Source organism: uncultured Microbulbifer sp., from assembly GCF_947498635.1.
GTDB lineage: Bacteria > Pseudomonadota > Gammaproteobacteria > Pseudomonadales > Cellvibrionaceae > Microbulbifer > Microbulbifer echini.
Genome location: NZ_CANMKV010000039.1, coordinates 13,786 through 27,856 on the forward strand (window position 1 = coordinate 13,786; position 14,071 = coordinate 27,856).

Genomic DNA, 14,071 nt, shown 5'->3' on the forward strand with positions numbered 1-14,071 from the left:
ATGCTATTTATTCGTCGATCAGTCCGCGCTCGGACCACTCTTTAGCGCGAACCATCAGCTTTTCAATAATGCTATCCAACTGTTCCCTCTCCTCTGTGGAGAGTGAGGTGATTAAATCATTCTCATACTGCTGGGCCAGGGGCACTATGCGCGCATATACCTCGCGCCCCTGCTCTGACAGGTTTAGTACTTGGCGGCGGCGGTCGGCCGGATCTTCTCTGCGGGTGACGTAGTCGCTCTTCAGCAGGGAGGAAACCGCTCGACTGATCGCCACTTTGTCCATGGCCGTCTGCTCTACCAGCTCTGCGGCAGAAATATCGGGAAATCGCCCGAGAATAGCCATTACACGCCAAGCGGGAATGGTGAGATGGAAACGCGCACCATACGCTTGTGAGATGGCATTACTCACACGATTGGAGAGTACCGAAAGGCGGTATGGCAAGAATTTTTCCAGGCGCAACTCATCCTGCTTTATCACCGTTTGCGGTGCATTGTGGTCATTAGTCATGGCTGCTCTCACACCTGCCTGTCTGCGAACTCCGGTTGTACCAGATGCCCAATTTAACTAACATTGGTTTCAATTGTAACCACTGTATGTGCATTTTTTGAACTGGGAATTCCTGGGGCACCGGACGAAATTGGTCGCACAGTATAGGGTTTTTTACGCCATTCTGGTTAATCCAATGCCGTTTAAACGTAAAAAACAGGTGCGATCAAACAGCGGGGCGCTCAGTTCCCTGCCCTACCCCAAGTGCCCGGTTAGCAAGAAGCGAGGCCGCCAATGAACAAGTGGATCCGCTTCCCCCGCGTTGAAGGGAAGACCAGCCGCCAGGCCCATGCGGACTTCCCCCCCAACACCTTTGAGCGAGAGATGGGCAAAGAGGGGTTCTTTGGCCCGTGCACGCACTTCTACCATAGCCACCCACCAACTGGCTGGAGCGAGTTTGCAGGGCCCATGCGGCCCCACGCATTTGACGGTAGGAAGATCCCGCATTCAGGCAATAGCCCCTGGGATCAAAGACCACTCCTGTGCAATAAGAACAGCCTGATAAGTCTGTGGACTTGCCGGGAACCCATGGATCATCTGGTTCGCAATGCCGATGGCGACCAACTACTGTTTGTCCACAACGGCAGCGGAGACCTGTTCTGTGATTTTGGCCACTTAAGCATCCGCGATGGTGACTACATACTCCTCCCCCGCGGTACCCTGTGGCGCCTGTCCCCCACGCGAGACGAACCCCTGGAACTATTGCTGATAGAGGCAACCAGCGGCCATTTCCAGCTGCCGGAGAAAGGCATTTTGGGCCCCAATGCCATTTTTGACGAGGCCATCTTGGATGTTCCATGCATCGACAATGCCTTTCTCGCCCAACAGGAGGAAACACTATGGCAGGTGGTGGTTAAAGCCCGCCAACAGCTATCCAAGATCACCTACCCCTTCAATCCGCTGGATGCCGTCGGCTGGACCGGGGACAATCTGGCCGTAAGGGTGAACTGGCGTGATATACGCCCAGTTATGAGCCATCGCTACCACCTCCCCCCTTCCGCCCACACCACTTTTGTCGGCCCCGGCTTTGTCGTCGCCACTTTTGTACCCCGCCCGATCGAAAGTGACCCCGACGCACTCAAGGTGCCGTTTTTTCACAACAATGACGACTATGATGAACTGATTTTTTACCACCGAGGCAACTTTTTCAGCCGCGACAATATCCATCCCGGCATGCTCACTCTGCACCCCACGGGCTTCACCCACGGTCCCCATCCAAAGGCCTTTGCCGCCGGCGCTAAACACGCGAGAAAGGCAACCGATGAGGTAGCCGTAATGATCGATAGCCGATCTCCTTGGGATATATTGCCAGATGCCCATGCGATAGAGTGTGAGGATTATGTTAACTCCTGGAAGACGCCATAGCCTCCAGAGAACAGAAACAATACAGTAAGCGGCAACTCCCCCTGCTGCCGCCAGAATAACGCGTAAAATAAAGGGAAAAAGAGAATGGACCTTTACGGATATTTCCGCTCCTCCGCCAGCTACCGAGTGCGCATAGGTCTCAATTTAAAAGGCCTCAGCTATGACTACCACCCGGTCAATCTATTAAAAGGCGATCAACACGGTGAGCACTATCGCAAACTAAATCCCCATGGCCTATTGCCAACCCTCAATGACGGCGATACCAGCCTCACTCAATCACTAGCCATTTTGGAATGGCTGGATGAAACACACCCAGAGCCCGCATTACTACCCAAGGGAGCGGAAGCCCGTGCGTATATTCGCGCACTCGCACAGAGTATTGCCAGCGACATTCAGCCACTGCAAAACCTTCGTGTACTCAAATATTTAGTTTCTGAGTTCAAAATCACGGAAGAGCAAAAAATTCTGTGGATCCAACAGTGGATTCACATAGGTTTTGCCGCCCTTGAAAAGCAGTTAAAACCGACCCCCTTTGCCGTAGGTGACACACCTGGGCTATTTGAATGCTGCCTGCTGCCCCAGGTATACAATGCCGAGCGCTTTGGAGTAGATATGAATCAATATCCTAAAATTCAAACAATAGCTGCAACTTGCAATGAACTGTCGGCCTTTATCGAAGCCCACCCACAAAGTCAACCAGACAGCACGGTATAACTGAGCGCTTCAGGTGTTCGGGCGACCGGACACCTGAGCAAACGCTGAACAACCGGTCAAATACTACACCGTCTCTATCCCTCCTCCTCTTAACAAACCCCAACACCTATCACATTCTTTATGCTTGCCTGCCACGGCAAGCTGTGGGTAATATCCCTGGCAATAATTACAAGAAATTATTGCAATATTGGCCTTGGCCTCTAATGACCCAATCCGACGAGATCAATAAGATGCACCCCGAGCAACAAACATCGGCAAAAGAGAGAGAAGCCATCGAGCATGTCAGAAAGCTCAGAGGCTTTTATCAGCACCTGATCACTTACCTGGTGATCGTTTCTGGCCTTATTCTCGCCAACTTAATCCTAGCCCCAGAATATTTATGGTCCCTTTGGGCCGCTCTGGGCTGGGGTGTTGGCATCACCTCCCATGCAATACGCACCTTTAAGCCATTTTCGATTTTTGGGCCCGAGTGGGAAAAGAAGCAGGTTGAAAAACGGATGGGTAAAAAGTAGCGCTATTTATTAGCAAGAAGGCAATAGAAACTCTACTTGTTAAGAAAAAACAAAGAGCCGGTAACTCCTCACCTTATTTATCTCTGCACTTTTCGCAGAATAAAAATCCCCACCCCTATCATCCTTACTCACACAAAAAAGCCTGCTCGCAGTCTGAGCAGGCCCTTCAATTAAATAATAAGATTTGGTACTCCCCAGAAGTGGAGCACCAAATTTATTAGGGTTTATGCGCTAGCTTGCCAGCTGGAAGCAATTGCAGTGTTAACCTGCTCTTGTTCCTCTGAGGTCAAAGTAATTTCACCACCAGAGGGTGCTCCAAAGGATGCCATGGCTGTAACCAATTGCTCAATATCACTATTAGAGATCACGGTATCGTTAGTTCGTACGTTATCTAATTGGTTTGAAGTATTAGCAAACCAATCTTGTACAACAACCTGATCCTGGCTACCAAGCAGATCTACAACCAAGTCATCACCTTGTTGACTAAACCACAAATCAGCTTCATCAACGCCCTCGGCAAATTGTAGCTCATCATTACCAGAAGAATTCGAGAAGTTATTTATGGTGTCAACGCCATCACCAGCGGCAAAGTGATAGACATCATCGCCCTCTCCGCCTATTAGATAATCATTACCAGTACTACCATACAGATGGTCATCACCGGCTCCGGCATCGACAAAGTCAGCATCTGAAGAGGCAACGATAACTTCATTTGCAGAGCTACCAGTAGTCAAGGTACCAAAACTGCGCTCATCCGGTAACCCACTATAATCAGGGGAGCCTTGAGAGTCTGGATTGCTAATACCGAAAACCCCAAAGAGTTGGTCGGAAGATATTTCCTGGCCAGAGGAAAATTCGATCTTGTCGATAGCATGATCTCCCCCCTTGAAGAAATCCTTCAGCGTAATTTGATCGCTAGAACCGCTCACTTGTAAGATCAAATTATCCCCAGATTTTAAAAAGCCACTGGCAATATCGTTAAAACCAATACCTTCAAAGCGAAGGATATCTACCCCCCCTCCGGTATTATCGATAATGTCTTGACCATCTCCGGCACTGAATAGGTAAACATCATCTCCACGGCCACCAACTAGCAGGTCATTGCCAGTTCCACCAGATAGTTGATCTGAACCATTCCCCCCCTCTAGCTGATCATTCCCAGCATCGCCATTGAGCTGGTCATCGCCATTAAAACCACGGATTAAATCAACATTACCAGTCCCATCTAAGGAACTATCATTTCCGGAGCTACCATCAATAATCTGGTCAAAGGCGTCCTGAGGCGTTGGTATCGCCATCCCAAAGGCACCAAAAATATCACTCGTAGTCAATTGGCCGCCGGTTTCAAATTCAATGGTTTCAACTAGGTTATCCCCTCCCAAGAAGAAATTCTTAAGTGTAATCTGATCCGGCCCGCCGTTAACTTGTAAAACCAAGTCATCACCCGAACCTACTAAACCTGAAGCGACATCATTCCAAGTAATGCCTCCCGAGAAGCGCAAAGTATCAACGCCTCCCAGTTCTTCAAGGACATCCTGCCCACCAGTGAAGATATAAACATCATCCCCTTCACCACCACGGAGAACATCATTTCCTGCACCACCGGTAAGCGTGTCATCACCGGATCCAGCTACAAGTATCTCATCCCCGCTAGTACCGGTAAGCACATCATTACCACCTAACCCGGGTTGGGGTACAGGATCCGTGCTGCCATCACCAGAGCCAGTATCGCCCTCACCTGGATCGGTATTACCATTTCCTGTGCCAGGGTCAGTGCCTTGGTCACCATCTTCATTACCTGTATCGGCGGGCAATGCCGTTAACATGGAGTCAATATCTGCGGCACTTATTGAGAAGCCACCATCTGTTGGCTGAACAAAATTGATAGCATAATCCCCTCCCAGGAAGTGATTGGTTACTCGCACTTGTTGCTGCAAGTCTTCGTCAATCAATATCACCAGATCATCGCCATCACGGTGGTAACTCAGGCGTGATCTCTCAAGTCCATCAAGGAAGAAGATACCATCAGCACCACCACCACTATTGTCGATGGTATTCACCCCGGGAACATCCTTAAAGTAATAGTGATCATCACCTGCTCCACCAGCCAGCTGGTCATTTCCGTCCTCGCCGACGAGAACGTCATTACCAGCACCACCAATGATTACGTCATCACCGCTACCGGAGTAACTGCCATTACCACCATATAATTGGTCAGCACCTTCACCACCTTCGATCTGGTCGTTACCTCCCGCACCAAAGATAATGTCGTCACCATCAAGCCCCTGAATAAGGTCCTGATTACTGGTGCCGCCCAGTTGCTCTCCACTATTGGTACCAGTGATTACGTTGTCGAAATCACCATTTTGCTCCCCGGCCACCAACTGGTTGATACTAGTGGTATTGATCATTGAGCCACCGACTGGTTGTACCCAATCAATTGCTGCTTCGCCGCCAAGGAAATGATCCTTTACACGAACACTATCGCTACTACCATCATCGATAAGTATTAACAGGTCGTCACCATCACGGGTAAATGTCAGGCGATCTTCAGTTAGCTCATTGGCAAAGTACACACCATCAGAACCACCGTCACTATTGTGAATAACATCATGGCCGTCACCAGCACCGAATACATACATATCATTGCCAATACCACCGGTCAGCTCATCATCGCCGGCGCCACCACTCAACTGGTCATCACCACTTCCGCCAAGCAAGGTATCTTCACCTTCTCCAGCTTCAAAGTAGTCATTATCAGCACCACCATCCAATAGATCGTCGCCTTCACCACCAAACAAACTATCTTCACCATCCTGGCCAAATAACTGATCAGCACCTTCGCCACCTTGAAGAGAATCTCCCTCAAGGCCGCCTTCCAGATAGTCATTGCCAGCACGGCCAACCAGATTATCTACACCGTCTCCACCAAAGAGTCGATCATCACCTTCTTCACCATCCAGGTAATCATCTCCGGCTTCACCATGGAGCTCATCATTACCCGTGCGCCCCCAAACCTTATCATCACCGCCACCGGCAAAGACTTTTTCATTGAGGTCACGATAACCGGTCCAAGAGTCGACGCCATCGGTTCCCAAAGTCACCATCTGCGCTTCAAGATCCGCATCAGTAAGGACCGTTCCATCAGTAAATTCAAAGCGGTTAATCTTGAAGTGGTCATTTGGTTCGCGGAACCAATTGCTTATCGTGATTTCATCGGTGCCGTTAAGATGGCGAATATGCAGGTCATCTCCCTGACGAATAAATTCCAGATCAACAGAATTAATACCTGCACCAAACTGCAATGTATCCATTGAAGGGTCAACATTACTAAAGTTTTCACCTTCACGACGTTCGATCAGGGTGTCTTTACCATCCCCAAGGTTAAACTGATAGATGTCATCCCCGAATGAGCCATACAGAGTATCGTTACCGGTCCCACCCGCAAGAGTGCTTGCCGTGCCAGACCAGGTATCAGTGTCTGCAACCAGGGTATCGTCTCCTGAACCACCTATTAATGTTGCTGCACCCAGCCCGTACAGTTCGTCGTTATCAGCACCGCCTTCCAGTAACCCTGTACCCTCGAGCTTGTCGGAGCCAGCATCGCCATAGAGCTCACCAGAGCCGTACAGTTCATCATTACCCTCTCCACCATGAAGCGCATCAGTACCGCTATCCCCATACAGGGTGTCATTGCCAGCATCACCATACAGGGTGTCATTGTCCTGGCCACCACGTAAGGTATCGTCGCCTTCTCCGCCATTCAGAGTGTCTTCACCACTTCCGCCGGAAAGGTCGTCATTCTCGGTTCCACCGTAAAGAGTGTCGGAACCGCTATCGCCGACAAGGACATCCTCTCCGGCATCACCGTGAAGCTCATCATCTCCACTGCCGCCATAAAGGGTATCGTTATTGTCGCCGCCCTTCAGAGTGTCATCGCCAAGCTCACCATGTAGCTCATCACTACCCTGACCACCTTCAACTTGGTCATCTCCGTCACCGGCATTAACCAAATCATCACCGCCTAAGGTTTGAATCACTTCGCTTGAACTAAACCCTTGGATAGTATCAGCACTCTCAGTACCGGCTATTGCCTGGGCCATCAATGCCTCAAAGTCCCAAGTTACACCATCACTAAAATTGACGGTTTCAAAGCTGGAGCTTGCAGCAGTTAATTGTTCTCCAAGGAACTGATTACTTATGGTAATTGCATCGGAAGAACCGGGGATACTTATGACCAGATTGGCCCCTTGACGACGCACTAAAACCTCACTCGAGGCAATATCGGTGAACTCCACACGATCTGCTCCGGAGGTTTCATTAAAAGTATCGGCTCCATCACCGCGTTTAAAGCGATAAATATCATCCCCTGCGCCGCCGGAAACCTTATCGCTACCGGTATCGCCTGAGAGAATATCGTTGCCCTCGCCACCACTCAATTGGTCATCACCAGCCCCGCCTGACAAGGTGTCGTTACCACCATTTGCTTCCAGCACATCAGCACCGTCGTTACCTTCCAGCAAATCATCGGTGCTATAGCCAATTAAGTAATCATCGCCCTCGGCACCAATAAGAGCCTTATCTAATAGCGACTCACGATTCCAAACAGTACCGTCACTAAAGTGAACTTCATCGATAGCGTTGTTGCTACTACCTTCTTCCAGGAAGAAGTTGTGCACCAGAACCTGATCACCTGAGCCATAACCCAATAACAGGTTATTACCATCGCGAGTAACAGAAACAGATTCTGGAGATACATCTGCGGTAAACACGACTGTGTCTGTTCCACTAGTATCACTATTATCAATCTGATCTTGACCATCGCCGGTACTGAATTGATAGCGATCATTTCCTTCGCCACCAATTAACACATCGTCACCAACACCCCCGATCAGAAGATCATCGCCTTCACCACCGATAAGACGGTCGTTACCCACGTTTCCGCTGAGTTCGTCGTCTCCATCATAACCATCAATGATGTCATCACCGGTCAGGCCATCTACGATATTGGAGTTCACGTTGCCAAAAATGTAATCAGCATTTTCGGTACCTTCTAGCATCTTGCTATTTATTTCCTCTGCGGAAACATCCCAGGATGTTCCATGTAGAGCTTGGTGGAATCCAATTTTCCTTCCAGCAATACCACTATAATCGGGGAAATAATCGCGGATGGTAATTTTGTCGGTTTCGCTCTGTTTGAAGAAGACATTGAGATCAAGACCATCACGGCGGAAAACCACGTCCTCAAGCTCAATATCACTGACATAAATATAAATGGTGCCGCTATCGACAATCGTGTCCTGACCATCACCGGCAGTAAAATAATATTTATCCTCACCAGCGCCGCCTTCCAGGTAGTCGTTCCCCTTACCGCCGACTATCTCATCGTCCCCATCGTTTCCATAAAGGGAGTCATTGCCATCTTGGCCGAATAAACGGTCAACCCCACCCCCCCCATTGAGTGAGTCTTCACCAAGGCCGCCTTGCAGCTCATCCTCGCCGTCCTCACCGTGCAGCTGATCATTTCCTTCACCACCAAGCAGGATGTCGTCTCCCTCTTGGCCATAAAGTTCGTCATTGCCATTGAGACCACTCAGTACATCATTACTGGAGAAACCATAGATGGTGTCATCCTCATTTGTAGCCTGAATGGCACGCTGCTTAAGTTCAGATAAATCCAGAATAGAACCATCGTTAAATCGGATTTCGGTCAGCGCATAATCGCCCAAGCCATCCGCTTCAAAATAATTATCAACCGTTATTTGGTCCTGCATATTCTGATGGTAAAGCACCAGATCATCACCTGAACGGCGTATCCACAGATCATCAGAAGAAATATCTGGACCAAACTGTAGGATATTGATGTCAGAACCATCGGCTTTACGATCTGATATATAGTCCCTACCATCACCTAGGTTAAAGTAATAGGTATCACTGCCATAACCGCCATAAAGGGTATCATTACCTGTGCCACCAGTTATTGAATCATCGTCATTACCGGCTGAAACATAATCATCTCCCTCACCAGCATTTATGATGTCGTTACCATTTTCACCATAGATGTAATCTGCCCCATCGCCGCCATCAAGCGTGTCGTTTCCTATTCCACCATAGAGTTTGTCATTACCTTCACCGGCATCAATGCTGTCATTGCCATCTTGACCACGAATGGTATCGTTTCCGGCGAGGCCTTTTAGATCGTCATCGCTGGCATCATACCCCCAAATTTCATCAGCACCGTCTGTTGGAATTAATACTTTGTCTTTGACGGTATCAATATCCCAAACAGTTCCATCCTTGAATTCGATAGTATTTATTGCCTGGCCAGTGGTAGCGTCTACATTAAAATAATCATCGACCCGGATTGATTGAGCACTTCCCTCAAATTGGATCAGCAGATCCCAACCTCTACGAAGTAATACAGCACTCTCTGGAAGGAGACCCGAGCCCAACATAAGGCGATCAGTATCACTGGTGGAATAACTCTCCCTTATAGTCGTTTGGCCATCTCCGGCAGAGATTTCATAAATGTCACTTCCTTCTCCACCTTGTAGATAATCATTTCCTAAACCTGCTTTAAGAACATCATCTCCATCTCCTCCAGAAATGGTGTCATCTCCTTCTCCACCATCCAGAGTATCAGCACCCTTCTCACCGTATATTTTATCGTTGCCCGCAAGGCCAACTAAGTTGTCATCAGTGGCATCATAGCCCCAGATTTCATCTGCCCCAGCAGTCGGAATTAATACCTTGGCTTTAACAGTATCTACATTCCAGATAGTGCCATCGGTAAATTCAATGGTATCTACGGCGAGGCCGGTTAAAGCATCGGAAGCAAAGTAATCATCAATTCGAACGGACTGGTCCTGATCAGTAAATTCAATCAATAAATCCCTGCCACGACGTAACAAAACTGTATTTTCAGGGGAAATACCATCACTGAAAATCAGGCGATCATTCTCAGAAGCACTGCTTGATTCTCGAATAGTGTCATGGCCATCACCAGCAGCAATCCGGTATATATCGTTGCCGCTTCCTCCGCTTAGGTAGTCATTGCCAGAGCCACCTACAAGGATATCATCCCCAGACTCACCGTATAGATTATCCGCACCCTCTCCACCGGTGATATTGTCATTACCCGTGCCGCCATTTACCCGGTCATTTCCAGCCCCACCATCCAGGGAGTCATCACCAGCCTGCCCATACAATGCATCATTACCACCAAGGCCTTCCAGTGTATCTGCGGTAGCGTCGTATCCCCAGATCTCATCCGCGGTTTCACTTGGAACAATGACCTGCTGCTTAATAGTATCAACATTCCAGGTAGTACCATCCGCAAACTCGATACTATTCACTGCGTAGCCGCCATACCCATCGCCCACAAAGTAGCGCTGAATATTAATAACTTCACCGGTAGATTGAATTGTCAGCAAAAGGTTGGTGCCAGAGCGCGTTGCCACAACATCTGATGCTTCAATACCGTCAGTCAAAACTAACTTGTCGTGTCGCTCAGCACTGGTATCGTAGTTATAGATAGTGGTTGAACCATCCCCTTTAGTGAAGATATAGCTATCGTTACCCGCTCCTCCAGAGAGATAATCGCCACTACCTGTACCACCGATCAGGGTATCATTACCATCACCGCCGTAGAGGTAATCGCGCCCCTCTCCTCCCTCAAGGGTATCGTTCCCATCTTCTCCGTAGATGGAGTCATTACCGTCATTACCGTAAAGCGCATCGCTGCCAGCACGACCGAAAATTCGATCGTTGCCATCAAAGCCGACCATGACATTTTGGCCATCATCACCATAAATAGTCTCAGATGCTGAAGTACCGATATTCGAACCTATATCTAGAACTTCAAAAACAGGATTGGCAAAAGCAGGTAATAGTGCATCGAGGTCACCATATGAGGAAACAAACTGGCCAATAGATTCAGCCAGAATCGTTCGTGATGCAGGATTAATTTCTACCAAGGAAGCAATTGCCAACCACTGCAGGGTTACAGCTTCCGAATCATTCAATGAGGAGGCAATATTGCCAAGTGCTTCATCGAAAGTCTCTTTATTAATCGGCTTGACTGTCGAAAGAACATCAGTTTCTGGGTAATAAGCTAACTCTGGCATCACCTCCTCAAGCAAACCATTGGCTATTGCAAACTTAACCAATAAATTCCTGGAAAGTTCGTTGTAAGCTTGGCGATAAAAGCTACCCGTTGTTACTATCTCACCATCTTGCCGCCACTGGCCATCACCCAACTGCAGGACATCCATACCAGCATATTGTTTAATAACACCCAGTTGTTCCAAGCTGAACGCTTCACCGGCAAGTCGGAATTCCACCAATCCGGAGTCGCTATTGACGCTCAACCTGTGATTTGGGTCAATTTCCCCAATCGCAATATCACGGGCACCTGCCCATTCAATCAGCAGTTGATCAAAATTCGCAATAAGAGACTCAGCAGTTGGAGTCTGCAAAAAATCTAAAACCGAATCCTTCAAATCACTATTCATGCTCATAGCAATATGCAGGTCAGGCATTTGGCCATAACCTTTTATATTACTGACAGCGAGTACTTCTGAATCAATATCTACATCACCGACAAATTGAGTAAAAGTTGGGTTTGAAGAGAACAATACATCTGCAGCAATGCCAGTGGTCTCGGCTGCAACGCCCTCAGAGCCATCAGACCAGGTGAAGACACCCTCACGAGCAATTTGCCCATCAGCACCCTCTTGGGCTTCTACAGCTGTATGGCTTAAGCTGATACTGACTATTCCAATATCTGTTAAGGAAACTAGCTCCTCTGCCTGGCTAATACCATCCCCATCTTTGTCTTGCCACACCAGAAGCTCGGAGTACCGCTCATCATTAATATCGATAATACCATCGGCATTGCTATCAAGATCACCCAACTCCTCATAACCGGTACGCTCCGGACTTCCGAAAAGTTCAGTGATATCGTTAATTTGACCATCCAAATTTCGATCAAGTGCCAGGAAGCCATCATCACTGCTCAGCCAGGAAGTAAGCGTTGCGAAGCCATCACCATTAAGATCAAAATAGGCATTGCTTCCCGCAAGCGCGGTTAGCCCCACACCGTCTCCATTTAAGTCCAACACTAATGGGTCTCTAGGGATGGAGCTTCCTGAGCCTCCGCTGCCCTCTCCCGCCGATTCGCCTGCGCCCCCTCCTTCACCGCCCTCTTCTGAACCCGGAGGAGTAAGCTCCCTTCCCAACTGTTCTTCTAGTTTCTTTTTTGCCTCCTCCCATTCAGGAGTTCCTGGCTGATAACGCTTGTCTTGTGCCTCGGTCTCTCCAGCATGCGTGATTGACCCATCAATATTAGGCATATATTCACCGAGCAAGTTTGTTGGCCAATAATTAGCACTACCGGTACCTTCACCGCCAGTACCTTCACCACCAGTAGCTTCACCGCCAGTACCTTCACCGCCTGAGCCAGTACCTTCGCCACCGGAGCCAGTACCTTCACCGCCTGAGCCAGTACCTTCGCCACCGGAGCCTGTACCTTCACCGCCTGAGCCTGTACCTTCACCGCCTGAGCCTGTACCTTCACCGCCTGAGCCAGTACCTTCACCGCCTGAGCCAGTACCTTCACCGCCTGAGCCAGTACCTTCACCGCCTGAGCCAGTACCTTCACCGCCTGAGCCTTCGCCACCGGAGCCTGTACCACTGCCTGTACCTGCACCATCCCCCTCATCCGAACCAGTGCCCCCAGCACCTCCGGTACCCCCAGTGCCATCATCAACCGTACCAGGGTTACCACCACCAGTATCCCCCTCTAGTCCATCTTCAATCTGCTCTCTATAAGAAGTTACTATACTTGCTATTCCAAGGCCGGCAGACGCTATTCCAAGACCAGCAATAAGAAGCGGAGACGCTGCAACACCAAAAAGTACTCCTGCACCAGCCAAAGCAAAAGCTGCCAAACCCGTGATATCACTTGCAGCACCAAGCAAGTCGGAGGTTTTTATCGGCTCTCCTTTGACAAAAGCCGAGTCCATTATTTTCCCAGTATTAACCGCTAAACTTGTGCCGGTAATGAGTGTCCCAAAAATTGGGACTTTCTTATACATCACATCGAAGTACTTACTTTTAGCAGCATCCCCCATGAGCATCTGGGATATACCATATAAGAATCCAGCAGATGCTATAGCTGCTTCCCCCTTTTCTAAAGCTGTAGCATTCTCATCCGTTGCTTTCTGCATCTTTGCTAGAGAATCAAGAAACTTTGCGGATCCATCTGGTCCAGAAATTGTGCTTTCCGCAGTCTCAGCTACATCAACAAATTCATTGAATATTTTCTGCTTTTGAGAATCATAGACCCCCCCCCTTCTAAAAGCTCAAACCATTTATCATTTAAAGCCACCATCTCAACCCTCTAGTTTTTTACCAAACAAAGCAAAAAATAAAAAAACAGGAACCGAATAAAAAAACATACAAATAACAAGAAACGGCACACCTAGCCAACCCGACCTATTCATATATCCTTTATATACAACATCACCCTCACTCTTCACCCAAACAATATATCTTTTACCAATTGGGCTTATATAATATTTAATTTCCAGTTTAACACTTGGCCTATAAAGCGACTTAAGCTGACTCTTACTAAACAAGGAGTGCAAATGAGATATTGAACCATCTTCATTTCTAAAGGATATACGCTGCATACCCTTATCTCTTCCCTTATATTCATATACATTTTCAATTTTTCCGTTAAGTACGATTGGTTCAGCACCGTCTCTCCACCATGAAAACCATTGCAAAAACTCCCTAGATAAGCCTATAGCTATATATAAAAATCCAATTGTAACCAGCAAAACCAAAAAGAATTTGCCTACCCCAAACATTGAAGAAAATTCACTTTTCTTTGAGACACTCATCATCTAAGTCCACTAAAATTCAATTG

Annotated in this window: 6 protein-coding genes; 3 read left to right on the top strand and 3 right to left on the bottom strand. The window is 48.2% G+C overall.

Features of this window, described 5'->3' with window-relative positions; genetic code table 11:
* Positions 1-7: 7 nt before the first annotated feature.
* Positions 8-508: a MarR family transcriptional regulator gene (locus tag Q1A69_RS16480; protein ID WP_299587777.1), complete on the bottom strand. Its 501-nt coding sequence runs from the start codon at positions 506-508 to the stop codon at positions 8-10.
* Positions 509-781: 273 nt separating this feature from the next.
* On the opposite strand from Q1A69_RS16480, the gene Q1A69_RS16485 reads away from it, so the two are divergent.
* The 3 genes from Q1A69_RS16485 to Q1A69_RS16495 all read left to right on the top strand — a co-directional run bounded on the left by Q1A69_RS16485 (position 782) and on the right by Q1A69_RS16495 (position 3,138).
* Entirely contained in the window at positions 782-1,912 is a 1,131-nt protein-coding gene (locus tag Q1A69_RS16485; RefSeq protein ID WP_299587779.1) for a homogentisate 1,2-dioxygenase, read from the top strand.
* A gap of 84 nt (positions 1,913-1,996) precedes the next feature.
* Positions 1,997-2,626 carry a maleylacetoacetate isomerase gene (gene maiA / locus Q1A69_RS16490; RefSeq protein ID WP_299587781.1) on the top strand — a complete coding sequence of 210 codons (630 nt, stop codon included), beginning with the start codon at positions 1,997-1,999 and terminating at the stop codon, positions 2,624-2,626.
* 203 nt (positions 2,627-2,829) lie between these two features.
* The gene (locus tag Q1A69_RS16495; protein WP_299587783.1) at positions 2,830-3,138 is read left to right on the top strand and encodes a 2TM domain-containing protein; all 309 of its coding nucleotides are present in this window, start codon (positions 2,830-2,832) and stop codon (positions 3,136-3,138) included.
* Positions 3,139-3,362: 224 nt separating this feature from the next.
* On the opposite strand, the gene Q1A69_RS16500 is transcribed toward Q1A69_RS16495, so the two are convergent.
* Entirely contained in the window at positions 3,363-13,367 is a 10,005-nt protein-coding gene (locus Q1A69_RS16500; protein ID WP_299587786.1) for a calcium-binding protein, read from the bottom strand.
* A gap of 165 nt (positions 13,368-13,532) precedes the next feature.
* A complete protein-coding gene (locus Q1A69_RS16505) occupies positions 13,533-14,048 on the bottom strand; it encodes a hypothetical protein (RefSeq protein WP_299587788.1) in 516 nt (171 codons plus the stop codon).
* Positions 14,049-14,071 lie beyond the last annotated feature (23 nt).

What these genes read in the sequence shown, in the direction of transcription:
- Q1A69_RS16505 (WP_299587788.1), bottom strand. Translation starts at nt 14,048, where the DNA reads ATGATGAGTGTCTCAAAGAAAAGTGAATTTTCTTCAATGTTTGGGGTA.
- Q1A69_RS16495 (WP_299587783.1), top strand. Translation starts at nt 2,830, where the DNA reads ATGACCCAATCCGACGAGATCAATAAGATGCACCCCGAGCAACAAACA.
- Q1A69_RS16500 (WP_299587786.1), bottom strand. Translation starts at nt 13,367, where the DNA reads ATGCAGAAAGCAACGGATGAGAATGCTACAGCTTTAGAAAAGGGGGAA.
- Q1A69_RS16480 (WP_299587777.1), bottom strand. Translation starts at nt 508, where the DNA reads ATGACTAATGACCACAATGCACCGCAAACGGTGATAAAGCAGGATGAG.
- Q1A69_RS16485 (WP_299587779.1), top strand. Translation starts at nt 782, where the DNA reads ATGAACAAGTGGATCCGCTTCCCCCGCGTTGAAGGGAAGACCAGCCGC.
- maiA (WP_299587781.1), top strand. Translation starts at nt 1,997, where the DNA reads ATGGACCTTTACGGATATTTCCGCTCCTCCGCCAGCTACCGAGTGCGC.